The organism is Nocardioides sp. SYSU D00038, from assembly GCF_016924665.1.
GTDB lineage: Bacteria > Actinomycetota > Actinomycetes > Propionibacteriales > Nocardioidaceae > Nocardioides.
This window is the reverse complement of sequence record NZ_JAFFJT010000025.1, coordinates 101,322-125,837: the sequence shown is the minus strand read 5'-3', so window position 1 is coordinate 125,837 and position 24,516 is coordinate 101,322. Positions and strand designations below refer to the sequence as shown.

Annotated in this window: 20 protein-coding genes; 8 read left to right on the top strand and 12 right to left on the bottom strand. The window is 73.3% G+C overall.

Annotated features, from left to right (window positions below; all coding sequences use genetic code 11):
- Window positions 1-664: 664 nt before the first annotated feature.
- Entirely contained in the window at window positions 665-3,205 is a 2,541-nt protein-coding gene (locus tag JT721_RS21795; protein ID WP_205474109.1) for a LuxR C-terminal-related transcriptional regulator, read from the bottom strand.
- Window positions 3,206-3,503: 298 nt separating this feature from the next.
- Here JT721_RS21795 and JT721_RS15280 point away from each other — a divergent pair, with 298 nt between their 5' ends.
- Window positions 3,504-4,400 carry an LLM class flavin-dependent oxidoreductase gene (locus JT721_RS15280; RefSeq protein ID WP_205474108.1) on the top strand — a complete coding sequence of 299 codons (897 nt, stop codon included), beginning with the start codon at window positions 3,504-3,506 and terminating at the stop codon, window positions 4,398-4,400.
- Here JT721_RS15280 and JT721_RS15275 read toward each other — a convergent pair.
- The 7 genes from JT721_RS15275 to typA form a co-directional block, all read right to left on the bottom strand.
- Window positions 4,397-5,404: a TIGR03617 family F420-dependent LLM class oxidoreductase gene (locus JT721_RS15275; RefSeq protein ID WP_205474107.1), complete on the bottom strand. Its 1,008-nt coding sequence runs from the start codon at window positions 5,402-5,404 to the stop codon at window positions 4,397-4,399. The two genes, JT721_RS15280 and JT721_RS15275, sit on opposite strands and share 4 nt — an antisense overlap.
- 108 nt (window positions 5,405-5,512) lie before the next feature.
- Window positions 5,513-6,550, bottom strand: coding sequence for a LacI family DNA-binding transcriptional regulator (locus tag JT721_RS15270; RefSeq protein WP_205474106.1), 1,038 nt, complete (start codon window positions 6,548-6,550; stop codon window positions 5,513-5,515).
- A gap of 10 nt (window positions 6,551-6,560) precedes the next feature.
- Window positions 6,561-8,006, bottom strand: a complete 1,446-nt coding sequence (locus tag JT721_RS15265; protein ID WP_205474105.1) for a GH1 family beta-glucosidase — start codon at window positions 8,004-8,006, stop codon at window positions 6,561-6,563.
- Window positions 8,003-8,821, bottom strand: a complete 819-nt coding sequence (locus JT721_RS15260; RefSeq protein ID WP_307828083.1) for a carbohydrate ABC transporter permease — start codon at window positions 8,819-8,821, stop codon at window positions 8,003-8,005. The genes JT721_RS15265 and JT721_RS15260 overlap by 4 nt, the downstream gene beginning before the upstream one ends.
- Window positions 8,818-9,834: a carbohydrate ABC transporter permease gene (locus JT721_RS15255; RefSeq protein WP_205474104.1), complete on the bottom strand. Its 1,017-nt coding sequence runs from the start codon at window positions 9,832-9,834 to the stop codon at window positions 8,818-8,820. The genes JT721_RS15260 and JT721_RS15255 overlap by 4 nt, the downstream gene beginning before the upstream one ends.
- Window positions 9,835-9,844: 10 nt before the next feature.
- The gene (locus JT721_RS15250) at window positions 9,845-11,146 is read right to left on the bottom strand and encodes an ABC transporter substrate-binding protein (protein WP_205474103.1); all 1,302 of its coding nucleotides are present in this window, start codon (window positions 11,144-11,146) and stop codon (window positions 9,845-9,847) included.
- Window positions 11,147-11,410: 264 nt separating this feature from the next.
- Window positions 11,411-13,300 carry a translational GTPase TypA gene (gene typA, locus JT721_RS15245; protein ID WP_205474102.1) on the bottom strand — a complete coding sequence of 630 codons (1,890 nt, stop codon included), beginning with the start codon at window positions 13,298-13,300 and terminating at the stop codon, window positions 11,411-11,413.
- 191 nt (window positions 13,301-13,491) lie between these two features.
- Here typA and JT721_RS15240 point away from each other — a divergent pair, with 191 nt between their 5' ends.
- The gene (locus JT721_RS15240; protein WP_205474101.1) at window positions 13,492-13,956 is read left to right on the top strand and encodes a PPOX class F420-dependent oxidoreductase; all 465 of its coding nucleotides are present in this window, start codon (window positions 13,492-13,494) and stop codon (window positions 13,954-13,956) included.
- 26 nt (window positions 13,957-13,982) lie between these two features.
- Here the strand turns inward: JT721_RS15240 and JT721_RS15235 are convergent, their stop codons facing one another.
- From JT721_RS15235 to JT721_RS15225, 3 genes are all read right to left on the bottom strand, one after another.
- Entirely contained in the window at window positions 13,983-14,729 is a 747-nt protein-coding gene (locus tag JT721_RS15235; protein WP_205474100.1) for an SDR family NAD(P)-dependent oxidoreductase, read from the bottom strand.
- A 113-nt stretch (window positions 14,730-14,842) separates the two neighbouring features.
- Complete coding sequence (locus JT721_RS15230) at window positions 14,843-16,270, bottom strand: glycoside hydrolase domain-containing protein (RefSeq protein WP_205474099.1); 1,428 nt, start codon at window positions 16,268-16,270, stop codon at window positions 14,843-14,845.
- Window positions 16,271-16,406: 136 nt separating this feature from the next.
- Complete coding sequence (locus JT721_RS15225) at window positions 16,407-17,852, bottom strand: MFS transporter (RefSeq protein ID WP_205474098.1); 1,446 nt, start codon at window positions 17,850-17,852, stop codon at window positions 16,407-16,409.
- A 115-nt stretch (window positions 17,853-17,967) separates the two neighbouring features.
- Here JT721_RS15225 and JT721_RS15220 point away from each other — a divergent pair, with 115 nt between their 5' ends.
- The 6 genes from JT721_RS15220 to JT721_RS15195 are packed head-to-tail and all read left to right on the top strand — an operon-like array spanning window position 17,968 to window position 23,248.
- Window positions 17,968-18,516: a TetR/AcrR family transcriptional regulator gene (locus JT721_RS15220; RefSeq protein ID WP_205474097.1), complete on the top strand. Its 549-nt coding sequence runs from the start codon at window positions 17,968-17,970 to the stop codon at window positions 18,514-18,516.
- A 30-nt stretch (window positions 18,517-18,546) separates the two neighbouring features.
- Complete coding sequence (locus JT721_RS21790; RefSeq protein WP_205474096.1) at window positions 18,547-18,711, top strand: hypothetical protein; 165 nt, start codon at window positions 18,547-18,549, stop codon at window positions 18,709-18,711.
- 14 nt (window positions 18,712-18,725) lie between these two features.
- Entirely contained in the window at window positions 18,726-19,598 is an 873-nt protein-coding gene (locus tag JT721_RS15210; RefSeq protein ID WP_205474095.1) for an alpha/beta fold hydrolase, read from the top strand.
- A gap of 53 nt (window positions 19,599-19,651) precedes the next feature.
- Window positions 19,652-21,916: a phosphoribosylformylglycinamidine synthase subunit PurL gene (gene purL, locus JT721_RS15205; protein WP_205474094.1), complete on the top strand. Its 2,265-nt coding sequence runs from the start codon at window positions 19,652-19,654 to the stop codon at window positions 21,914-21,916.
- 21 nt (window positions 21,917-21,937) lie between these two features.
- Entirely contained in the window at window positions 21,938-22,360 is a 423-nt protein-coding gene (arfB, locus tag JT721_RS15200; protein ID WP_205474093.1) for an alternative ribosome rescue aminoacyl-tRNA hydrolase ArfB, read from the top strand.
- Window positions 22,361-22,414: 54 nt separating this feature from the next.
- The gene (locus JT721_RS15195) at window positions 22,415-23,248 is read left to right on the top strand and encodes a prolyl oligopeptidase family serine peptidase (RefSeq protein WP_307828082.1); all 834 of its coding nucleotides are present in this window, start codon (window positions 22,415-22,417) and stop codon (window positions 23,246-23,248) included.
- A 507-nt stretch (window positions 23,249-23,755) separates the two neighbouring features.
- Here the strand turns inward: JT721_RS15195 and JT721_RS15190 are convergent.
- Entirely contained in the window at window positions 23,756-24,490 is a 735-nt protein-coding gene (locus JT721_RS15190; RefSeq protein WP_307828081.1) for a hypothetical protein, read from the bottom strand.
- Between the last annotated feature and the right edge of the window lie 26 nt (window positions 24,491-24,516).

Here is a 24,516-nt window from a genome sequence, read left to right as displayed (position 1 = left end):
CGCCCGGTCCCGGATCCCCCGGGGCCGGGCGGTCGGCATTTCCGGCGTGCCGGTGGTGGAGGAAGGACGACGTCCTTCACTCGTCACCCGGTGAGACGAGCGCCCTCCCACCGCTGGTTGAGGAGGGGCGAAGTCCCGCACTCGTTGCCTGGTGAGACGGGAGCCCTCCGGTCCCCACCGGAGGGCGTTCGGCCGGCGGGGTTTCGAGGCTCGCTTCGCTCGCACCTCAACCAGCGCACACCGCTGGTCGAGGTGCGAGGAGCCCTGGCGACGAGCCTCGAGACCCGGTGAGACCAGAGCCCTGCCGTCCCCACCCGAGGGCGTTCGGCCGGCGGGGGTTTCGAGGCTCGCTTCGCTCGCGCCTCAACCAGCGCACACCGCTGGTCGAGGTGCGAGGAGCCCTGGCGACGAGCCTCGAGACCCGGTGAGACCAGAGCCCTCCCGTCCCCACCGGAGGGCGTGCGGCCGGCGGGGGTTTCGAGTCTCGCTTCGCTCGCACCACAACCAGCGCACACCGCTGGTCGAGGTGCGAGGAGCCCTGGCGACGAGCCTCGAGACCCGGTGAGACCAGAGCCCTCCCGTTCCCACCGGAGGGCGTGCGGCCAGCGGGGGTCTCGGAACAGTTGCGGGCGCACTTCCTCGACCCGCGACCGCGACCAGCGACTCAGGCCGGCAGGCGGCGCAGGGCGTCGGCGAGGTCGCCGCGGCGGTTGACGCCGAGCTTGGTGAAGACCCGGGCCACGTGGGTCTCGACCGTGCGGGCCGAGAGGTGCAGGCGCTCGGCGATCGCGGGGCTGGTGAGCCCGGCGGCGACCAGGGCCGCGACCTCGGCCTCGCGGCGCGAGAGGCTGGCGGGTGGGGTGACGGTGCCGAGCGGGAGCCAGTAGCCGTGCTCGGCGAGCCGCGACTCGACCGCCTGGAGCATCCGGCGGTCGCCGCGCACGGCGGCGTCGACGTGGGCGGCGAGGTGGGTCGCGACCGGGGCGTCGACCAACGTGGCCAGCTCGGCCGCCCGGTCGGCCGCGGCGAACTCGCGCGCGTGGTCGGGGGAGGCGACGGAGAGCAGACCCAGCGCCCACATCTCGGCGAGGTGGTGGCCGTGGCGGCGCGCCCACGGCACCATCGCGGTGGCCCGGGCGGCGGCGTCGGGGTCGCCCAGCCCGATCAGGGTCGCGACCAGGTGGACGCGGAGATCCGGCTCGAGGGCCCGGCTGCCGCGCAGGGGGGTGCGGTCGACGCGCTCGCAGAGCTCGCGGGCCCGGTCGCGGTCGCCGACCTTGAGCGCGGCGTACGACTCGGCCGCCAGCGCCCACGCCAGCAGGCCCCGGGGATCGCGCACCTCCAGCGAGAGGTGCACCGACCGGTGCAGCTCGTCGGCGGTCCGCCAGCAGCCGAGCGCCGCGGCCTTGCGGGCGGCCAGGGCGGCGGCGAGCGCGGGCTCGGCGAGGTCGGTGCGCAGCGCGGGGTCGACGTGCCCGGCGGCCAGGCGGCCGAGTCCGGCCGCGAGCCGGACCTCGCTGCGGGTGGTCGGGTCGTCCTCGTCGTACGATGGGGGACCGGGCACCCAGGCGTCGGCCAGCCGGTCGACGTCGCCTGCCCGGCCCGCCCAGGCCAGGCCGAGCAGGGCGGGCGCAACCACCCGGTCGTGCCAGGTGGCACCGCCGGGGGCAGCCAGGACCAGCTCGTCGGTGAGGTCGCGGACGACGCCGAGGTCGCCGGCCCAGCCGCGACGGGCCAGCCGGGTGAGCCGGTGGCGCTCGGCGAGGAGCGGGTCGTCCCCGGCCCTGCCGAACCCGGCGTCGAGGAGCGCCAGCGCCTCGCGGGGGCGGTCGTGAGTGAGCTGCTCGAGATCGGCCCGGAGCTCGTGCAGCGCGACCACGAGGTCCGCGGTGTCGGGGCCGGCCGGCAGGGTGTCGAGGAGCGCGGCCGCGGCGTGGGCGTCGGCGCCGGCGTCGCCCGGCCGACCGGCGAGCCGCCGGGCGGTGCCGCGCAGCAGCCGGGCCTCGACCTCGAGGTGGGGTTCGGTGCTCCGCTCGACGGCGGCGCCGGCGACGTCGCCGGCGAAGTCGTGCTGACCCAGCGCGGCGGCGGCCCGCGCCGCACGCACCAGCTCGACGGCGTCGATGGGGCCGCCGATCTCGAGGGTCCAGGCGACCCGGCGGAGGAAGCCGGACACCGTCTGGGGCGGTGACGCGGCGTCCTCGGCGTAGAGGGCCGCGTGCAGCGCGTGCCGCCGCCCGGGGCCGATCGTCGCCCGCAGGCACTCGGCGTGCAGGGGGTGGGCCAGGCGCAGCACCTGGGTCGACAGTCGGTCGGTGGTGAGCGCGGCGTCGACCCGCAGCAGGCCCGAGCCGACCAGGCGGTCGAGCGCCTCGTCGTCGACGTGGGGGCGGGCCAGGGCGACGGCGACCGGCTCGGCCAGGGCGACCAGCTCGACCGCGGCCCGCTCGTCGGCGTCGAGCCGGTCGAGCTCGGCGGCGATGAGGTCGACCAGCCCGGCGTCGGGGACGGTCGGCCCCACCCGCGACCAGCTGCCGGCGCGCAGGCCCAGGCTGCCGTCGGTGAGCCCGACCCGCACCAGCTCGCGCACGAACATCGCGTTGCCGCGCGAGGAGCGGTGGACCTCGTGCACCAGGTCGGCGCCCACGGGTCCGTCGAGCGCGAGCCGCAGCACCTCGCGCACCTCGTCGAGCGTGAACGCCGGCACGTCGACCCGGTCGAGCAGGCCGTCACGCCACAGGTCGACGAGCGGGGTGACCGGTCGTTGGCCGGACCGGATCGTGGCGAGCAGGACGACGTCGCCCAGGCGGGCGAGGTTCGCGAGCAGCTGGGCGCTGGCGTCGTCCAGGAGGTGGGCGTCCTCGACCCGGACGACGGCGCGGCGTCCGTCCGCGACCAGCCGCTCGTGGACGACGCGGGCCAGCTGGCGCGGCGAGCCGACCCGGCCGAGCCGGACCTCCCGGAGCAGGCCGTCGACGGCGCCGAGGGGGATCTCCCGCTCGGCGTGCGACCCGATGACGACGTACCAGTCGAGCTCGGGGGAGGCCTGCTCGAGGGTGTCCTGCACCGCGCGGGCCAGCCAGGTCTTGCCGACGCCGCCGGCTCCGTGCAGCACGACGCCACGACGCTCGGCGAGCGCCGCCAGGGCAGGCGTCCGCTGCTCTCGGGGCAGCATCGGCCACGTCGACGGCACGGACGGCACCACGACTCCACTACACAACCAGCGGGAGCGGTGCACGACCCGGCTCCCCGGTCGCGCGTGCTGCGCTTCCGGCCCCTTGTGCGAGTCGTCCGCCGTCCCCGCGACGGCCCTCGTGTCGATGGCGGGATTCGAACCCGCGACCGGTGCCGGAGCACCGTTGCTGCCGTTCAGCCATCGCTGTCAGCGCCCTCGGGCGCCGCGCCAGACTACTGTCGTCGCAGGTCAGCCTTGACGTGAATAGCCCGGATGAGTCATTCGTGAGACAGCTGGTCCAGTCCTCCCGACGTGGCAGGGTGGCGCCGTGGACGTGGGGATGACCTTGCCGGTGATGGAGCCGGACCTCTGGGACGACGGCGCCGCGACGCTCGAGCGGTGGAGTCGCGCGGTCGACGCGGGGCCGTTCAGCTCGCTGTGCTTCGGCGAGCGGATGGCCTTCGACAACCCCGAGACGATCACCCTCCTCGGCGCGGTGGCGGCCTGGACGACGCGGGTGCGGCTGGTGACGACGGTGGTGGTGCCGCAGCTGCACGACCCGGTGCTGCTGGCCAAGTCGCTCGCGACCGGCGACCAGCTCAGCGGCGGTCGCCTCACCGTGGGGCTCGGCGTGGGTGGTCGCGAGGAGGACTACCGCGCAGCCGGGGCCGACGTCGCCACCCAGACCATGGGCGAGATGGCCAGGCGGGTCGGGGTGATGCGGCGGGTGTGGCGCGGGGAGCGGGTCACCGAGGCGGTGCGGCCGGTGGGGCCGCCGCCGGCGCAGGCGGGCGGACCCGAGCTGCTGGTCGGCACCATGGGCCCGCGCACGATCCGGTCGGCCGCCGCCTGGGCCGACGGCCTGGCCGGGGTCACCCTCGACCTCGATCCTGTCGCGGTCTCCGGCCTGTTCGACCTGGCCCGCACGGCGTGGGCGGACGCCGGTCGGGGCGCGCCGCGGCTGACGACGTCGTTCTGGTTCGCGCTCGACGACGGCGACGGGTCGGCCCGGCGACAGGTGCACGCCCACCTGCGCCACTACATGAACTGGCTGCCGGTCGACCTGGTCGACGCGATGGCGCCGACCACCGGCTTCGCCGGCACCGAGACCGAGCTGCGCGAGCTGCTCACCCGGTTCGAGGACGTCGGCGCCGACGAGGTGCAGCTGATCCCGACCGGCAGCGACGTCGCCCAGGTGGAGCGGGTCGCGGCGCTGCTGGGCTAGCCGGCCTCCGCCAGCGCCCGGGCCAGGTCGCCGACCTGGTCGAGCGGGGCGTCGTACCCGGGGAAGTAGCAGCAGACCCGCTCGGCGACGTCGCCGAACCGCCGCTCGAGCTCGCCGGCGCACTGCTCGGGCGTGCCGCGGACGGCGAGGGTCTCGACCATCTCGTCGGTCACCAGCGCCATCATCGCGGCGACGTCCCCGACCTTGGAGAGGGCGTTGAACTCGGGCTGCACCTCGCCCCAGCCCTCGACGTCGAGCACCGGTCGGTACGCCGGGGTGGAGCCGTAGAACGCCAGCAGCCCGCGCACGCCGGCTGTGGCCCGGGCCAGCTCGTCGTCGGTGCGGCCCATCGCCACGATCGCCTGCGGGAACAGGTCGATGCGGTCGCGGCCGGCCCGGGCCAGCCCCTCGGCGACCGCCGGCAGCGTGCGCTCGCGGAGGTGGCGGTGGCTGTGGAACGGCATGACCAGCAGCCCGTCGGCGACCTCGGCAGCGGTGCGGGTCATCACCGGCCCGAGCGCTCCCAGCAGCACCGGCGGGGGACCGAACGGGTTGGGGCCGGGCACGAACGTCGGCGGCATCAGCGTGTGGGTGGTGTGCTCACCACGGAAGTCGAGGCGGGTGCCGTCCTGCCACGACGCGAGGATCGCCTTGGTGGCTTGGACGATCTCACGCATCCGGGCGGCGGGCGGGCTCCACGTGGCGCCGTACCGCTTCTCGACGTGGGGCCGGATCTGCGAGCCCAGCCCGAGCCGGAACCGGCCCTTGCTGATCAGCTGGAGGTCCCAGGCGGCGTGGGCCAGGTGCATCGGGGAGCGGGGCATCGCGATCGCGACGTTGGTCATCAGGTCGGTCTCGACCACCCCCGCCGCCGTCACCAGCGGGAAGAACACGTCGTGCGGGCCCTCGAACGTGAACAGCCCGGCCACCCCCGCCGCTACCAGCTCCCGGGCGCGCTCCGCCGCTCGGTCGGGCCGGCCGTCCAGCTGGACGTCGAGCAGCATGCGGCGGACTGTAACGCGTTCTAGTTCTGGCGCGGTAGTCCGTGACGTTCGGGCCCCTGATCGGGCCGCGGAGGGGCCCAAACGTCACGGACTACCGCGACGCGGGGGCTAGGCGCTCGCCCTCCGCACCAGCGTGGGCGGGAAGACGACCCGCATCGGCTGGATGCCGCGCTCGCCCTCGATCTGCTCGATCAGCAGGCGGGTGGCGTGCTCGGACATCTCCACGATCGGGTTGCGGACCGTGGTGAGGGGCGGGTCGGTGTGCTCGGCGACGCCGAGGTCGTCGTACCCCACCACCTTGACGTCGTCGGGCACCCGGCGGCCACGGGCGGCCAGGGTGCGCAGGGCGCCGGCGGCCATCAGGTCCGAGGCCACGACCAGGCCGTCGAGGTCGGGGTGGGCGTCGAGCAGCTCCACGGCCGCCTGCTCCCCACCCGACTCGGTGAAGTCGCCGTGCACCACGGCGTCGGTGCCGAGGCCGGCGTCGGTGAGCGCCGCCCGCCAGCCCTCGAGCCGGTCGGTGCCGGCGGTCATGTCGGCCGGCCCGGCGACGGTGCCGATCCGCCGACACCCCCGCTCGAGCAGCACCTCGGCCGCCGCCCGGCCGCCGGCGAGGTTGTCGGTGTCGACGTACGGCACCCGCTCGGCGCTGGTCCACGGCCGGCCGATGAACGCGCACGGCAGGTCGAGGGCGGCGAGGTGGTCGGCGAGGCTGTCGGCGCGGTGGTGGGAGACCACGATGGCGCCGTCGATGTGGCGGTTGCGCAGGTAGCGCAGCATCCGCGCCTCCTCCTGGCCCGGCCGCGCGAGCAGCAGCACCAGCTGGAGGTCGCGCTCGTCGAGAACCCGGTTGACCCCGCTCAGCGTGCGGGCGAAGAACGGGTCGGCGAAGACCCGCTCGTCGGGCTCGGGGATCACCACCGCCACCGAGTCGGTGCGTCGGGTGACCAGGCTCCGGGCCGCGGGGTTGGGGGAGTAGCCGAGGGTGCGGACGGCGTCGTCGACGGCCCGGCGGGCGGCCGCGCTGACCCGGTTCCCGCCGTTGATGGCCCGCGACGCCGTGGCGCGCGAGACCCCGGCGAGCCGAGCCACCTCGTCCAGCGTCGGCTGGCCACCCGGGCCGCGGCCTCCGCCGGTCCCCTCCACGCTGCGCAACTTAGTCGAGCCTCCCGGTGGCGGCGACGCGGGCGTAGAAGCGGGCGCTGTCCTTGGGGGTGCGGACCTGGGTGTCGTAGTCGACGTGGACGATGCCGAACCGCTTGGCGTAGCCGTAGGCCCACTCGAAGTTGTCGAGCAGCGACCACTGGAAGAAGCCGCGGACGTCGACGCCCTGCTCGATCGCGTCGTGCACGGCGCGCAGGTGGCTGGCGATGAACGCGACCCGTTCAGGGTCGTGCACCTCGCCGTCGGGACCGACCTCGTCGGCGTACGCCGCGCCGTTCTCGGTGACGTACATCGGCAGCGGCCCGTAGTCGGCCGCGAGCCGGGTGAGCAGCCGGGTCAGCCCCTCGGGCTGCACCTCCCAGTTCATGTCGGTCACCGGCAGGCCGCGGCTGGGGAACGTGACGTCCTCGCAGCCCACGAACGGGGTCGAGGTCGGCCGCTCCGCGTGGGCGCCGTCGAACCCGGTGACGTCGGTGTGCGGGTGCCCGGAGACCGCGTCGCCGTGGTAGTAGTTCACGCCCAGCAGGTCGATCGGCGTCGAGATCAGCGCGAGGTCGCCGTCCTGCACGAACGACGTCCACGAGCGGCCCTCCCAGGCCAGGTCGGCGGTGTCGGTGAGCAGGTCGGCGGGGTAGCGGCCGCGCAGCACCGGGTCGAGGAAGACCCGGTTGTGCAGCGCGTCGATCCGGCGCGCGGCGTCGACGTCGACCGGGTCGGTCGGGTCGTGGGGGTCGGCCACCGTCATGTTGAGCGTGATGCCGAGGTCGGCGGCGGTGCCACGTCGGCGCAGCTCGTCGACGACCAGGCCGTGCCCCAGCATCAAGTGGTGGGCGGCGACCAGGCCGGCCACGCCCTCCTGGCGCCCCGGGGCGTGCTGCCCGCCGGTGTAGCCGAGGAACGCCGAGCACCACGGCTCGTTGAGCGTCGTCCACACCGGCACCCGGTCGCCGAGCGCGTCGTGGACGGCGAGGGCGTAGTCGGCGAACCGGTACGCCGTGTCGCGGTTGGTCCAGCCCCCGACGTCCTCCAGGGCCTGGGGCAGGTCCCAGTGGTAGAGCGTCAGCCAGGGCCGGATGCCGGCCCCGAGCAGCTCGTCGACCAGCCGCCGGTAGAAGTCGAGCCCGGCCTGGTTGACCGGGCCGGCGTCGGGCCGGACCCGCGGCCAGGCCACGGAGAACCGGTAGGAGTCGAGGGAGAGCTCGCGCATCAGCGCGACGTCCTCGGCGACCCGGTGGTAGTGGTCGCAGGCGACGTCGCCGGTGTCGCCGGCCACGACGGCCCCGGGCAGCCGGCAGAACGTGTCCCAGACCGAGGGGCGGCGGCCGTCCTCGGCGGCGGCGCCCTCGATCTGGTACGCCGCGGTGGCCGCGCCCCACCAGAAGCCGGCGGGGAACTGCACCCCCGTCGTCGTGCGGGGATCGGTGGTCAGGTCGGTCATCCCTTGACGGCTCCTTGCATGATGCCGGCCACGAGCTGGCGGCCGGTGAGGACGAAGAGGGCCAGCAACGGCACGGTCGACAGCACGGCGGCGCAGAGCACCAGGCTGTAGTCCACGTAGTAGCCGCTCTGCAGCTGCTGGAGGGCGATCTGGACGGTGGGGTTGGTCGCCGGCAGGGCGATCATCGGCCAGAAGAAGTCGGTCCACACGGTCATGAACGTGAAGAGCCAGAGGATCGCCGCCGCCGGGCGGGCAGCGGGCACGGCGACGTTCCAGTAGATCCGGAACTGCGAGCAGCCGTCGACGCGCGCGGCGTCGATGAGCTCGTCCGGGATCGCGTCGACGAGGTACTGGCGCATCCAGAAGACGCCGAACGCCGTGACCAGCGTGGGGACCATGACCGCCCACAGCGTGCCGGTCCAGCCGAGCTCGGCCATCTGGATGAACAGCGGGATCACGCCGAGCTGGGTCGGCACCGCGAGGGTCGCCACCACGAAGACCAGCAGGCCGTCGCGACCGCGGAAGCGGAGCTTGGCGAAGGCGTAGCCGGCCAGGGTGCAGAAGAACACCACGGAGGTCGCGCACACCGTGGAGACCACGAGGCTGTTGGCCAGCGCCTTCCAGAAGTCGACGGTCTCGAACACCCGCTGGGCGTTGTCGAAGAAGTGGCCACCGGGCAGCAGGGGTGGCACCCGCTTGGTGACGACGTCCTTCTCGTGCGACCCCACCAGCAGCGACCAGTAGAGCGGCCCGGCCGAGCCGAGCACGAAGGCCGTGAGCAGGCCGTAGACGAGGAACCCGGGACGGCGGCTCACCTGGTCACCCGCCTTCCGACGCCGCCCGCGATCCGGCGGGACAGGTAGAGGTTGAGCAGCGCGACCAGGCAGATGAACACGAAGAGCAGCCAGGCCACGGCCGAGGCCATGCCGAGGTTGCGCAGCCGCCAGCCGAGCTCCCAGAGGTAGAGGGTCACGGTCTGCCACTGGCGGTCGGAGCCGCCGAGACCGACGTTGTCGAACAGGCGGGCCTCGGTGAAGATCTGCAGGCCGCCGATGGTCGAGGTGATGATGACGAAGATCAGGGTGGGCTTGACCATGGGCACCGTGATGGAGAAGAACTGGCGCACCCTCCCGGCCCCGTCGATCGAGGCCGACTCGTAGAGGTCGCGCGGCACGGCCTGCATCGCCGCCAGCAGGATCAGGGCGTTGTAGCCGGTCCAGCGCCAGTTGACCATCGAGGCGATGGCGACGTGGCTGGCCAGGGTGTTGACGTGCCAGGCGATCGCGTCGATGCCCACCACGTCGAGCGCGGAGTTGATGAGGCCGTAGCGGTCGCCGAACAGGTTGCCGAAGATCAGCGCGACCGCTGCCGGCGCGACCACGAACGGCAGCAGGATGCTCATCCGCCAGAACGTGCGGCCCCGCAGCGTCGTGTCGAGCAGCCCGGCCAGCAGCAGCGCGATCAGCACCTGGGGGATCGAGGAGAGCAGGAAGATGCTGACGGTGTTGCGCAGCGCCCGCCAGAAGTAGCGGTCCTCGAAGACGGCGCGGTAGTTGTCGAGGCCGACGAACTCCCCCTTGCCGCCGATCAGGCTCCACTCGTGCACGGACACCCAGCCGGTGAAGACCAGCGGGAACATGCCGACCACGAGGAACAGCAGGAAGAACGGCGAGATGTAGAGATACGGCGCGAAGCGGACGTCCCACCGGGAGAGCCGCTGGCGGAAGGTGAGGCGCAGCGGCTCGTCCGGCAGGGGGGACAGCGGGGTCACACCCGCCGGGGACGAGGCGGTGTCCCCGGCGGGCGTGAGCACTGGACGCGAGGTCATCGAGCCGGTGTCACCCGATCCGCTCGACGTCGGCCACGAACGACTCCCAGGCCTCGTCGGGCGACTCCTGGCCCTCGTCGACGCGCAGGACGGCGTTCTGGAAGGCCGTGATGATGTCGGCGTACTTCGGGCCCTTGTAGGGCTGGATCGTCACGGCCTGCGCCCGGTTCGAGAGGATCTCCCCCGTGGGCGCGTCGTTGAAGAACGCGTTGGTGGCGCCGGTCAGCACCGGGTCGTCGAGGGCCTCGACCTGGCTCGGGAAGGTGCCCTTGGCCTCGAACGCCTTGAGCTGCTGCTCGGGCGCGGTCAGCCAGGCGGCGAGGGCCTTGGCCTCCTCGGGGTGCTCGCTCTGCGCGGGCACGGTCAGGAACGACCCGCCCCAGTTGCCGCCACCGCCCGGGAAGGCGTCGGCGATGTCCCAGCCGGTCACGCCGTCGGCGTTGCCCTCGATGACGCCGAGCATCCAGCCGGGGCAGGCCATGGTGGCGAAGCCGTCGTTCTGGAACGCCGCGACCCAGTCGTTGGACCACTGGTCGAGGTTGGTGGCCAGGCCGGCCGCCTGCATCGAGGTGACGGTGTCGAAGACCCGCTTGACCTCGGGGTTGGTGGTGGCGACGACGTTGTTGTCGGCGTCCTCGAAGGGGTACTCCAGCTGGTTGATCATCGCCTGGCTGGTGCCCTTGGACGAGTCGTACCAGGCGGTGCCGGGCACCTTCTTGATGAACTCCTTGCCGGTCTCGAAGTAGGAGTCCCAGCTCTCGAAGAGCTTGGCGACCTCGGCGCGGTCGGTGGGTAGACCGGCCTTCTCGAACAGGTCGGCGCGGTAGCAGATGCCCTCGGGGCCGATGTCGGTGCCGTAGCCGATCAGGCGGCCGTCGGAGGTGGTGCCGGCCTTCTGCTTCCAGTCCAGCCAGCGGCCGTCGACCTCGTCGTCGGTGAGGTCGACGAACGCGTCGGCCTCCTCGAGGATCGCCGGCATGCCGTCGCCCTCGATCGCCTCGATGTCGCTGAGGCCCGAGCCGGCGGCGAGCTTGGTGTAGAGGTTGTCGCGGTGCTCCTCCCAGGTGCCGGTCTTCTTCTGGACGACCTTGATGTCCGGGTTGAGCTCCATGTACTCCTTGATGAGCTCCTCGTAGCCGAACTCGTTGAAGGTCGCGACGGTCAGCGTGATCTTGCCGTCGGAGTCGGCCTCGGAGTCACCGCCGCAGGCGGCGAGGCCGAGGAGGAGGACGCCGGTGGCGCCCAGGGCGAGCGAGGCCCGCCAGCCGCGGCGCCGAGGGCGGTCGGGCCGGGACGGACGGGGCCGGGACAAATGAGGATGCTGCACGGTCAACGCTCCTGACGTGGTGCGGGTCGGTGCCCGCGGCGAGGTGGAAGGTGTGAGAGCGCTTCCACCCATCGGGCGGGACGACTATGACCGGCGTCACAGCAGGGGGTCAATGGGCCGCGCAGCACACATTGCGCCGGGGTCGGGACGAATGTGGGAGCGCTTCCATGGACGCTGAGGTAGTCGGCGCTCCATCCGGAGGCCGGGTTGGCCCGTTCGACGTACCAGGAGGGGCGCGCAGCGAACGCGCTACTTGGACGCCTTGCGCGCCCGGCTGGCGATCTTCGCGCGCTCGTTGGCGTCGAGGATCACCTTGCGGATGCGCACCGAGTCGGGCGTGACCTCGACGCACTCGTCCTCGCGGCAGAACTCCAGGCACTGCTCGAGCGAGAGCTTGCGCGGCGGCACCAGCTTCTCGAAGTTGTCGGAGGTGGCGGACCGGATGTTGGTCTGCTGCTTCTCCTTGGTGATGTTGACGTCCATGTCGTCGGCGCGGCTGTTCTCGCCCACGATCATGCCCTCGTAGACCTCGGTGGCCGGCTCGACGAACATCACGCCGCGCTCCTGCAGCGAGGTCATCGCGTACGCCGTCGCGGCGCCCTTGCGGTCGGCGACCAGGGAGCCGGAGTTGCGCGAGCGGATCTCGCCGGCCCAGGGCTCGTAGCCCTCGGAGATGTGGTGGGCGATGCCGGTGCCGCGGGTGTCGGTGAGGAACTCGGTGCGGAAGCCGATCAGGCCGCGCGCCGGCACCACGAACTCCATCCGGACCCAGCCGGTGCCGTGGTTGGTCATCTGCTCCATCCGGCCCTTGCGGCTCGCGAGCAGCTCGGTGATGGTGCCGAGGTACTCCTCGGGCGCGTCGATGGTGAGCCGCTCGAACGGCTCGTGCACCTTGCCGTCGATGGTCTTGGTGACGACCTGGGGCTTGCCGACGGTGAGCTCGAAGCCCTCGCGCCGCATCTGCTCGACCAGGATCGCCAGCGCCAGCTCGCCGCGGCCCTGCACCTCCCAGGCGTCCGGTCGCTCGGTCGGCAGCACCCGGAGCGACACGTTGCCGATCAGCTCGGAGTCGAGGCGGTCCTTGACCAGCCGGGCGGTGACCTTGCTGCCCTTCACCTTGCCGACCAGCGGCGAGGTGTTGGTGCCGATGGTCATGGAGATCGCCGGTTCGTCGACGTGGATGAGCGGCAGCGCGACCGGGTTCTCGGGGTCGGCCAGGGTCTCGCCGATGGTGATGTCGGGGATGCCGGCGATGGCGACGATGTCACCGGGGCCGGCCTGCTCACCGGGCTTGCGCTCCAGGCCCTCGGTGATCAGCAGCTCGGTGATCCGGACGTTCTTGACCGCGCCGTCGCGCTGCATCCAGGCCACGGTCTGGCCCTTGCGCAGCGTGCCCTGGTGGATGCGCACCAGCGCGAGCCGGCCGAGGAACGGCGAGGCGTCGAGGTTGGTGACGTGGGCCTGCAGGGGCGCGCCCTCGACGTACGTCGGCGCGGGGATGGTGTCGAGGATGGTGCGGAACAGCGGCTCGAGGTCGGTGCCGTCGGGAAGGGTGCCGTCGGCGGGCTGCTCGAGCGAGGCGACGCCGGCCTTGCCGCTGGCGTAGACGACCGGGAAGTCGAGCGCGTCCTGGCCGTGGGAGTCGTCGAGCAGGTCCATGAACAGCTCGTAGGTCTCGTCGACGACCTCGCTGATCCGGGCGTCGCCGCGGTCGACCTTGTTGACCACGAGCACGACCGGCATGTCGGCGTTGAGCGCCTTGCGCAGCACGAAGCGGGTCTGGGGGAGCGGGCCCTCGCTCGCGTCGACGAGCAGCACGATCCCGTCGACCATCGACAGCCCGCGCTCGACCTCGCCGCCGAAGTCGGCGTGGCCCGGGGTGTCGATGATGTTGATCGTCATGCCCTCGGGGGCGGACGGGCCGGTGTAGTGGATCGCGGTGTTCTTGGCGAGGATCGTGATGCCCTTCTCGCGCTCGAGGTCACCGGAGTCCATCACCCGGTCGGCGACGCTCTCGGCCTCGTGCGCGGTGAACGCGCCGGCCTGGCGCAGCATCGCGTCGACCAGCGTCGTCTTGCCGTGGTCGACGTGGGCGACGATGGCGACGTTGCGCAGGTGGGCGGTCTTGGTCTCGGACATGCTCGTACGACGTCGCTCTCTCAGGGGTCAGGGGTGGCCGAACGGCCGCAGCGAGTCTAGTGGCGCCCCCGGCCCCGCCCCGCATCGTCGGGGGACCCGGCCGGGGGGGTCACGGACGGACGGCAAGGGTTCCGGCCGGATCGACCTGCCGGACGTCCGTGACCACCGCGCCCCGGCCTACGCTCGGAGCCATGCCCACCATCGCTACGACCACCCGGGTGGACCGCGACGAGCTGCTGGAGTTCGTGCGGCCCCGCCACCGCTTCACGCTGATCACCAGCCGCACGGACGGGCGGCCACAGGTCTCGCCCGTCTCGGGCGGTGTCGACGCCGAGGGCCGGCTGGTGGTCTCGACGTACCCCGACCGGGCCAAGGCGACCAACCTGCGGCGCAACCCCGCCGCCACCGTGCTCGTGCACTCCGACGACTGGAACGGCCCCTACGTGCAGGTCGACGGCGACGCCGAGGTCGTCGACATGCCGGCGGCCGAGGAGGCGCTCGTCGACTACTACCGCTGCATCGCGGGCGAGCACCCCGACTGGGACGAGTACCGCGAGGCGATGCGCCGCCAGGGCAAGTCGCTGATCCGGATCACGCCCACCGGGTGGGGCCCGGTCGCCACCGGCGGGTTCCCGCCGGACCGGGTGCCGCAGTAGCCGCTCCGCGGGACACTGCGGGACGGTCAGTCCGTGACCCGGTGCACCTTGTGCTGGGCGGCCTGGGCGCGGGGCCGGATCACCATCTCGTCGATGTTCACGTGCGGCGGTCGGGTCACCATCCACCCGATCGCGTCGGCGACGTCCTCGGCGACGAGCGGCTCGGCGACGCCGGCGTAGACGGCGTCGGCCTTCTCCCGGTCGCCGTCGAAGCGCACCAGCGAGAACTCGTCGGTGCGCACCATGCCGGGCGCGATCTCCATCACCCGCACCGGCTGGTCCCAGAGCTCCAGGCGCAGGGTCTCGGTGACGACCTGGGTGCCGTGCTTGGCAGCGGTGTAGCCGGCCCCGCCCTCGTAGGCGATCCGGCCGGCGGTCGAGCCGACGTTGACGATGGCGCCGGCGCCGCTGGCGACCAGCGCCGGGAGCAGCGCCCGGGTCACCTGCATCAGGCCGATCACGTTGACCTCGTACATCGCCCGCCACTCCTCGGTGACGGCCTCGGCCACCGGCGACGACCCGAACGCCCCGCCGGCGTTGTTGACCAGTACGTCGAGCCGGGGCCCGACCCGGTCGGCCAGGGCGGCCACCGACTCGGCGTCGGTGACGTCGCAGACGACCGGCGTGCCGCCGATCTCCTCGGCGAGCGCGGTGACCCGGTCGGCCCGCCGCGCGGCGCAGTAGACGTGGTGGCCGGCGGCGGCGAGGGCCCGGGCGGTGGCCGCGCCGATCCCGCTGCTCGCTCCGGTGACGACGGCGGTGGGGGTGCTCATCCGCCCATTGTCCACCGTTCTGGTCTGCTTCGGCGCGCCGGTGCGGTAGTCCGTGACGTTTCGCACCCGATCCGGCCCGATCAGGGGCCCGAACGTCACGGACTACCGCGGCGTCAGCGGTTGCCCTTGGCCAGCTGGGGCCAGTCGTCCGCGCCGACGACGCCGGAGACCTCGAGCCGGTTGGCCTGCTGCCACCTCCGCACCGCGGCGACGGTGGCGGAGGTGACGACGCCGGAGACGGTGAGGCGGGCGGCGGGGTCGGCGGCGTTGAGGGTGCGCTGGAGCCGGCGGACGGGCGCGCCGTACGAGCCGACCTTGAGCACCGGCTTGGTGCCGGTCGCGAGCAGGGTCATCCAGTTCTTGCGGGTCCAGCCGGAGCGCTGGGGCTGGCCGGTGCGCTTCTGCCAGGCCCTGACCGCGGTGACCACGCGGGGGTTGTAGTTGCCGTTGAGCTGCCCGGCGTAGAGCTTGCGCTCGCGCAGGAAGCACTGGAGCGCCCGCACCTGGTCCCTCGGCGCGCGGTAGCCGGTGCGCGGCACGCTGAGCCAGCCGTACGACGGCAGGTCGACCTTGACGCCACCGCAGTGGGTCTCGGGCGCGGCGACCGACCCGTTGCCGACGTCGAGGTAGTTGCTGTCGATGTTGATCGTGACCTGGCCCCACCTCTCCTTGTGACCACCGCGGTACTGCTTGATCCGGTTGCGACGCCAGCCGTCGTCGGGGATGTAGGTGGTCGAGGTGTTGGCGACGCCGTCCCAGCGCGCGATCCACAGCGTGTCGGGCAGCACGAAGGTGCCGGGCCGCTTGCGGCGCGCCTCGTCGAGGGCGAGGATCCCGGAGCCGGCACTGGAGTAGACGCCCGACCTCCAGCCCAGCGCGTGCAGCCGCTGGGTCCAGGCGCTGAGGAACGACAGGGCCGACTCGCGGCAGTCGGTGTTCTTGTGGTCGAAGCCCTCGAGGTCGTAGAAGAGCGTGCTGCCCTTGGTCAAGCCCAGCGCGAGCGCGTCGCGGACGGTGGTGTCGGCCTCGGTGCGACCCTGGGTGCGGGCCAGGCTGTAGCCGCCGTTGCGGCCGGGCTTGGGGTTGATCGTCGGGTCGTCGCCGTAGCGCGGGAAGCTGCGCAGGCACGACGCCTGGGGGCCGAGCGTGATCGGCAGCAGCCGCCAGCCCTTCGCGAGCTGGGTGCGGATCCAGGTCGGCGTCAGGTTGGGCTGCTCGCGGCAGCCGCGGGACTTGCCGGAGATGTAGATGCCGACCGCGAGGAACGGCGACGACTGGAGCCAGCGGTCCATCTTCCACTGCTCGGGCGCCAGGCACTGGTCGAAGCCGAGCCCGGTGAAGCCGCCCGGGGTCACCGGGTTGGGCGTCGTACGGGCGGCGGCCGCGACCGCGGTGTCGTCGGCCACGGCCCGGGGGGCCGGGCCCGGGCCGCCCAGGGCCAGGGTCGCCGCCACCACCAGGGCGAGGAGGCTCGCGACGACGGCCACGGGGGCGGTCGCCGGCACGGTGCGGGGGATGGACGGGCGCGCTCGGCCGGTCATGGCGGATCTCCAGATTGGGGGAAGTCGGTCCGTCGTTTCCCTGCACGAAATCACACCAGTCACACGAGCAACAGGGGTTCGCGCGAACTACAGACGTGTAGTTCGCGCGAACCCCCGTCGAGGGTCCGGAACCGCGTCAGCTGCGCCGGCGGGCCACCAGCATCCGCACGCCGACGGCCAGCGCCAGCAGGGCGAACAGCCCGGAGGTGAGGAACGCCGGCTGGAGGCCGGGCACGACCTCGCCGGGCACGGCGCCCGCGGCGTAGACCGAGACGATCACCGCCAGCCCGACCGCGCCGCCGAGCTGCTGGAAGGTCTGCAGCAGCCCGGACGCCGAGCCGGCGTGCTCGGGCGCGACGCCCTCGAGGATGATCGAGGTCACCGGCAGGAAGACCAGCCCGGCCGAGATGCCGTTGAGCAGCATCGGCCCGAGCAGCCCCGAGGCGTAGCTGTCGTCGAGGGTCACCGTGCTGAGCCAGGCGAAGCTCGCGGCCAGGCCGGCGGAGCCGGTGACGATCATCGGCGCCGGGCCGACCCTGCCCAGGATCGTCGGGGTGATGCGCGACATCGCGAAGATGCCGAGCGACAGCGGCAGGAACGCCAGGCCCGACTGCAGCGGGCTGAATCCGAGGCCGCCCTCGACGAGCTGCACCGCCAGGAAGAACATCGACAGCTGCCCGGCGACGACCAGGCCGATGGCGACCAGGCCGCCGACCCGCAGTCCGCTGCGCAGCAGTGCGGGCTGCACCAGCGGGTGCGCGACGCGGCGCTCGGTGCGCGCGAACAGGGCGATGAGCGCAGCGCCGACGACGAGCCCGGCGATGGTGCGGGCCGAGCCCCAGCCGTGCTCGGGCGCGCTGATCAGCGCCCAGACGACCGATACGGCCCCACCGGTCGCGGTGAGGGCGCCGACGACGTCGAAGCGGCCCGGGCGGGTCGCCGTCTCGTCGAGCACCCGGCGGGTGACCGCCAGCACCGCGATGCCGATCGGCACGTTGATGAACATCGTCCAGCGCCACGAGCCGAGGTCGGTGAGCACGCCGCCGAGGAGCAGCCCGATCGAGAGGCCACCGGAGGTGACGGCTCCGAACAGAGCCAGCGCCCGGGTGCGGGCGGCGACGTCGGGGGCGCTGGTCGTGAGCAGGGCGAGCACGCCGGGCGACGCCAGCGCCGCGCCGATGCCCTGGGCGGCCCGCGCGGCCACCAGCATCTCGGGGGTCTGGGCGAGGCCGCCGGCGAGCGAGCCCAGGGTGAAGACGGCCAGCCCGATCTCGAAGATCCGGCGGCGGCCGAGCACGTCGCCGAGGCGGCCGCCGAGGAGCAGCAGCCCGCCGAAGGCGAGGGTGTAGCCGTTGAGCACCCACGAGAGGCCGGCGGGGCCGAAGCCCAGGTCGGCGTTTATGTGGGGGAGCGCGACGTTCACGACGGTCGCGTCGAGGATCAGCATCAGCTGCGCGACGAGCACGACCGCGATGCCCGCCGCGGCCCGGCCGGCGTTCGCCGGGAGCTCGGTGGGCAGCCCGGGCAGGGCGCCGTTCGCGGTGGCCTGAGGCTGAGCAGGCTGCAGGGTCTCGGTGGTCATGGGGAGGTCCTGTTCTGGCCGGGTGGGCCGAGGTACGCTGATTCCGGAGGATGGCTCCGGTTCCTCCACCACGATACGGAGACCATCTCCGTTTAGCAAGGGCAGGTGTCCATCGGTGCGCGCAGACGCGAGGCGCAACTACGACCGGATCGTCGAGGTCGCGCGGGAGGTCTTCCGCGAGAAGGGGTACGACGCCCCGCTCGACGAGGTCGCCCGTCGGGCGGGCGTGGGTCCCGGCACGCTCTACCGACACTTCCCGCGGCGCGACGACCTGCTCGACGCCATCATGCAGAGCTGGGTCGACCGGGTGCGGGAGACGACCGACAAGGCGCTGGCCCGCGAGGGCTCCCCGCGCGAGGTGCTGATCGGCTGGTTCGAGGCCTACACCGCGTTGATCTCCTCCTACAAGGGCGGGCCCGCCAAGATCACCTCGGCGATGGGCGACCCCCACTCGCCCATCCTGACCAAGTGCCAGGTGCTGGCCGGCGCGAGCCAGCGGGTCGTCGACCGGCTCGACCAGGAGGGCGCCCTGCGCGACGGGGTCGACGCGCTCCAGGTCTGCCGGCTGGTCGGCGGCGTCGCGACCGTGGCCGACAACGCCGGGCTGCCCGCCGCCGACGTGCGACCGCTGCTCGAGGTGGTCGCGGACGGGATGCTGCGCTGACCAGTCCGGACCAGGCCTCGCCCCGGCGGCGTGGCAGGATGGTCGGCGCTCCAGGAGGAGCCGGCCGCCCTGTCGAGCCGGTCGCGGCACGTCACGATCGAGGAGGCCGACCACGTGGGGCTGCTCTTCGGCGAACACATCGCCCGGCGGACCACGCAGCTGGTGGCCGAGACGGTCGCGGTGGCCGCCTCGTGACCGGCGTGCGCACGGTGGAGACGCCCGTCGGCGCGCTGCAGGTGCGCGACTACGGCGGCCCCGACGACGCCCCGGTCGTCGTCTGCGTGCACGGTCTGGGCGGGTCGGCGCTCAACTACGACGAGCTCGGGCCGCGGCTGGCCGGCACCCGCCGCGTCGTCGCCGTCGACCTGCCGGGGCACGGCGGGTCGCCGCCCCCGGCCGACTGGGGTGGCCCCCGCGGCGCCGTACCGGCCCTGGTGGCGGCGGTCGCCGCCGCCGGCGACGCGCTCTCGCCCGACCGGTCCTACGAGCTGGTGGGCCACTCGCTCGGTGGCGTCGCCGCGATCGTGCACGCCGGCGAGCGGCCCGGGCGGGTCGCCCGGCTCGCCCTCCTCGGCCCGCCCGTGCCCGGCCGGAGCGCCGGTCGCGACTGGGCGCTGACCGCGAGGCTCGCAGCGCTCCGGCTGCCCGGCGTCCGGGCGCTGGTGGCCCGCCAGATGCTCGGCGGCGCGCCCGAGGACCTGGTCGCGAAGCAGCTCGGCGACGCCACGCCCCACGTCGACCGGGTGCCGGCGCAGGTGGTCGCGGACGCCGTCGCCGAGACCCGGGCGCGGCTGGCCGCACCGGACGCCCGGCTCGCCCAGCGGCTGCAGTGGGACGCGATCCTCGGCACCATGTCGCTGCTGGCCGCGGCCGGCGCCTGGAGCGCCCGGCTCGACGCCGTCCGCGCGCCGGTGCTGTGGTTGCACGGCGACGACGACAAGCTCTCGCCCGTCGAGGCCGGCCGGGCGCTGGTCGGCGAGCGTCCCGGCTGGCGGTTCGTCCGCCGCCCCGGCGTCGGCCACCTGCCCCACCTCGAGGACCCCGACTGGACCGCAGCCCAGCTCGGAGCGGCGGCCGGCTGACCGCGGACCGGAGCGGTGCGTGGTGGCCGCGGGACCGCCGGTAGATTGCTGCCGTGCCAGAGTCCCGCGCCGCCAGCACTCTCGACACCGTCTCGGTCGCCGCGAGCGACCCCCAGCAGGAGCAGCCCTGGGCCGAGCTCGGCCTCAAGGCCGACGAGTACCAGCGGATCCGCGAGATCCTCGGTCGCCGGCCCACCAGCTCGGAGCTGGCGATGTACTCGGTGATGTGGAGCGAGCACTGCTCCTACAAGTCGAGCAAGGTGCACCTCAAGCAGTTCTCCGAGATCCCGCAGGTGACCCCGGTCGGGCCGATGCTCGCGGGCATCGGTGAGAACGCCGGCGTGCTCGACATCGGGCAGGGCTACGCGGTCACGTTCAAGGTCGAGTCGCACAACCACCCGTCGTACGTCGAGCCCTACCAGGGCGCGGCCACGGGCGTCGGCGGCATCGTGCGCGACATCCTCGCCATGGGCGCCCGCCCGATCGCGGTGATGGACCCGCTGCGCTTCGGGCCGCTCGACGCCGACGACACCTCGCGGGTGCTGCCCGGCGTGGTGGCCGGGGTCGGCGGCTACGGCAACTGCCTCGGGCTGCCCAACATCGGCGGCGAGGTGGTCTTCGACGAGTCCTACCTCGGCAACCCGCTGGTCAACGCGCTGTGCGTCGGCGTGCTGCGCCACGAGGACCTCCACCTCGCCAAGGCCTCCGGTGCCGGCAACCAGGTGATCCTCTACGGCGCCCGCACCGGCGGGGACGGCATCGGCGGCGCGTCGATCCTGGCGTCGGTGACCTTCGACGAGGACGGGCCCGCCAAGCGGCCCAGCGTGCAGGTCGGCGACCCGTTCATGGAGAAGCTGCTCATCGAGTGCACGCTGGAGCTCTTCCAGGCCGGCGTCGTCGCCGGCATCCAGGACTTCGGCGCGGCCGGCATCTCCTGCGCCACCTCCGAGCTGGCCGCGGCGGGCGACGGCGGCATGCACGTCGAGCTCGACAAGGTGCTGCTGCGCGACTCCACGCTCTCGCCCGAGGAGATCCTCATGAGCGAGAGCCAGGAGCGGATGATGGCCGTCGTCGAGCCCGGCGACGTCGCGACGTTCCTGGAGATCTGCGCGCGGTGGGACGTCGAGGCCACGGTGATCGGCGAGGTCACCGGCAACGGCCGGCTGGTCATCGACTGGCACGGCGAGACCGTCGTCGACGTCGACCCGCGCACCGTCGCCCACGACGGCCCCGTCTACCACCGCCCGTTCGCCCGCCCCGCGTGGCAGGACGCCCTCCAGGCCGACGGCGCCGAGTCGCTGCCGCGCCCGTCCGGCGGTGAGGCCCTGCGCGAGACCGCGCTGCGCCTGGCCGCCTCGCCCAACCTGTGCGACAAGTCCTGGGTCACCGACCAGTACGACCGCTACGTGCGCGGCAACACCGTGCTCGCCCAGCCGGCCGACAGCGGCATGCTGCGCATCGACGAGGAGACCAACCTCGGGGTCTCGGTGGCCACCGACTGCAACGGCCGGTTCGCCAAGCTCGACCCCTACGCCGGCGCCCAGCTCGCGCTGGTCGAGGCCTACCGCAACGTCGCCACCGGCGGCGCCGTCCCGCTGGCGGTCAGCGACTGCCTCAACTTCGGCTCTCCCGAGGACCCCGACGTGATGTGGCAGCTCGCCGAGGCCTGCCGCGGTCTCAAGGACGCCTGCCTCGAGCTCGGCGTACCGGTCACCGGTGGCAACGTCAGCCTCTACAACCAGACCGCCGAGACGCCGATCCTGCCCACGCCCGTGGTCGCCGTCCTGGGCGTGGTCGACGACGTCACCCGCCGCACCCCGTCGGCGTGGTCGGCCGAGGGCGAGCGGCTCGTGCTGCTCGGCGAGACCCGCGAGGAGCTGTCGGGCTCGGAGTGGGCGCACGTCGTGCACGGCCACCTCGGCGGGCGGCCCCCGGCCGTCGACCTGGCCGCCGAGAAGGCTCTCGCGTCCCTGCTCCACGAGGCGGTCGGCCTGGTGACGAGCGCCCACGACCTCTCCGACGGTGGCCTCTCGCAGGCGCTGGTCGAGGGAGCGCTCGGCCGGATGGTGGGGGTCTCGGTGGCCTTGCCGGGAGACCCGTTCGTCGCGCTGTTCTCCGAGTCCACCGCCCGCTGCCTGGTGACCGTGCCGGACGCCGACCTCGACCGGCTGACCGCGCTGGCCGAGCGGCACGGCGTACCGCTGACCGAGCTCGGGCGCACCGGCGGCGACACCATCGCGGTGGAGGGACAGTTCGAGCTGAACCTCCTCGAGCTGCGCTCGGAGTGGATGGCGACGCTGCCGGCCGCGCTGGCCTGACCTCGGGCCCACAATGGTCGGGTGGAGGACCTCGTCGTCACCGGCTCGCTGACCGTCCCGGACGGCGAGCTGGTCGAGCGCTTCTCCCGGTCGTCGGGCCCCGGCGGCCAGGGCGTCAACACCACCGACAGCCGGGTCGAGCTGGCCTTCGACCTGGCCCGGTCGCCGTCGGTACCGGAGCACCTGCGGGCCCGCCTGCTCACCCGGCTCGCCGGCCGACTGGTCGACGGCGTCGTGACCGTCACCGCCTCGGAGCACCGCACCCAGCTCGCCAACCGTCGCGCCGCCCGCGAGCGGCTGGCCCAGCTGCTGCGCGAGGCCGCGGCCCCGCCGCCGCCGCGCCGGCGCCCGACCCGGCCGACCCGGGGCTCCCAGGAGCGGCGGATCGCGGAGAAGAAGCGGCGCGGCGAGACCAAGCGCGGTCGGCAGGGCCGGTTCGACTGACCCATCCGTCTCCTCGCCGGCTCCGAACCCTCCCCGACCGTTCGAGGAGGAGTCGTGCAGCGTCGCACCGTGCAGCGTCGGACCGTGCTGGGCCTGCCCGTGCTGGGTGTCGCCGCCCTCGCGGCGGCGGGCTGCGGGGATGATCCTGCTGTGCGCAGACGTCAGGACCAGTCCGGCGAGGGGCGGATCGCCTACGGCGACGACCCCAGCCAGTTCGGCGAGCTCCGCCTGCCCGACGGTCCGCCCCGGGGGGTGGTGGTGGTCGTGCACGGCGGGTTCTGGAAGGCGGAGTACGACCTCTCCCTCGGCTCGCCCCTCGCGGTCGAGCTCGTCGCGCTCGGTTGGGCGGCCTGGAACCTGGAGTACCGCCGGGTCGGCAACGGCGGCGGCGCCTCGACGACGTTCGACGACGTGGCCGCGGGCATCGACCGGCTCGCCAATCTCGACGTGCCCCTCGACACCGTCGTCACCCTCGGCCACTCCGCCGGCGGGCACCTCGCCACCTGGGCCGCGTCGCGGACCCGCTCCGACCGGTGGGCCGGCGGGGTCGAGGTCACCCACGTGGTCTCCCAGGCCGGCGTGCTCGACCTCGGTGCCGCCCACGAGGCCGGTCTCGGCGGCGGCGCGGTCGAGGCGTTCCTCGGCCACCCGCCCGGCCCCGCCGACGCCCTGCTCGACCCCGTCCGGCAGGCGCCGCTCGACGTGCCGGTCTGGTGCGTGCACGGCACCGACGACGACGTCGTACCGATCTCGCAGTCGAGGTCGTACGTCGCCGCCGCCGATGGGTCGGCCGAGCTCGTGGAGGTGCCGGGCGACCACATGTCCGTCATCGACCGCGCCTCCGACGCCTGGCAGGCCCAGCTGCGGATCCTCGAGGGCATCGCCTAGCCGGCGCCGGGGTCGGGGAGCGCCCGTCGCTGGTTGAGGAAGTCGCGCTGGCGACTGTCTCGAAACCCCCGCACCCGACCGCACTCCGCCCCGACCGGGTGCGGGTGCAGGTATCGCCGAGCCAGCGCTTGTTGTCGTCGCGGTGCGTCGAGCCGTCGTTGATTGACGCCGGGTCGGCGAAGCCGGGGCTGCCCACGGTGGTTGCGGGAGGGCTTGCTTCTCGCCGGGTTTCGAGACAGGACTTCGTCCTTCCTCAACCAGCGGTGGTTGAGGAAGTCGCGCTGGCGACTGTCTCGAAGCTCCGCACCTGAGCGCACTCCGCCCCTACCGGGTGCGGGCGCAGGTATCGCCGAGCCGGCGCTTGTTGTCGTCGCGGTGCGCCGAGCCGTCGTTGATTGACGCCGGGTCGGCGAAACCGGGGCTGCCCACGGTGGTTGCGGGAGGGCTTGCTTCTCGCCGGGTTTCGAGACAGGACTTCGTCCTTCCTCAACCAGCGGCGGGGAGCTGCTACCCGTCCACCACCGGGGCGGGCAGGGTCGAGATCTTCTGCCAGATCTTGCGGGACATGCCGGCGGTGAGGGTCTCGATGCGGGCGACGGTGTCGAGGATGACGTTGTCGCGCGATTCCTCGGCGCAGAGCGCGGCGGTCTTGCCGACCAGGCTGAGCAGCTCGGAGCAGTAGTCGAGGTAGCGCTCCATCTGGTCGCGGTCGAGGTCGAGCGGGACGCTCGCCTCGGTGGGCACGAACGTCGGCTTGAGCTGCTCGGGGTCCTTGGTGAGCTGGTGCATGTCGATGATGTGGGCGGTCGAGCGCAGCTGGTGGAGCAGGTTGAGCAGCTGGCCGCGCTGGATCCGCTCGGGAAACGACCACAGGAAGAAGACCGCGATCCCGGCGAAGACGATGTCGTTGATCGCGGTCTCCACCAGCGGGAGCAGGTCGAGCGAGCTGTCGAACTGGCCGTCGACCACGGCGCGGGCGGCGTCGCGCACGGCCAGCGCCAGGGCCAGCAGGGTCCCGGCCAGGATCAGCACCATCAGCGCCCGCGAGGCCAGGCGGGCCAGCTGGATGCGGCGGTTGATGAGGGTCGCGCTCGACTCCACCTCGTCGATGAGGATGAGCAGGTCGCCGGCGACCTTGGGCAGGCCGCGGTGGGGGAACCGGGCCACGATCCGGCTGCGCAGCTGGGTCACCGTGTCGCGGACCGGTCCCGCCTCGAGCGGTTCGTGCAGGTCCGGGTTCACGAGCGGCAGCCTAGGGCGTCCCGGTC

Excerpts from the sequence above, each read along its gene's own strand:
- JT721_RS15255 (WP_205474104.1), bottom strand. The coding sequence starts at position 9,834 with ATGACCTCGCGTCCAGTGCTCACGCCCGCCGGGGACACCGCCTCGTCC.
- JT721_RS15230 (WP_205474099.1), bottom strand. The coding sequence starts at position 16,270 with ATGACCGGCCGAGCGCGCCCGTCCATCCCCCGCACCGTGCCGGCGACC.
- JT721_RS15240 (WP_205474101.1), top strand. The coding sequence starts at position 13,492 with ATGCCCACCATCGCTACGACCACCCGGGTGGACCGCGACGAGCTGCTG.
- JT721_RS15265 (WP_205474105.1), bottom strand. The coding sequence starts at position 8,006 with ATGACCGACCTGACCACCGATCCCCGCACGACGACGGGGGTGCAGTTC.
- typA (WP_205474102.1), bottom strand. The coding sequence starts at position 13,300 with ATGTCCGAGACCAAGACCGCCCACCTGCGCAACGTCGCCATCGTCGCC.
- JT721_RS15225 (WP_205474098.1), bottom strand. The coding sequence starts at position 17,852 with ATGACCACCGAGACCCTGCAGCCTGCTCAGCCTCAGGCCACCGCGAAC.
- JT721_RS15275 (WP_205474107.1), bottom strand. The coding sequence starts at position 5,404 with ATGCTGCTCGACGTCCAGCTGGACGGCCGGCCCGACCGAGCGGCGGAG.
- JT721_RS15235 (WP_205474100.1), bottom strand. The coding sequence starts at position 14,729 with ATGAGCACCCCCACCGCCGTCGTCACCGGAGCGAGCAGCGGGATCGGC.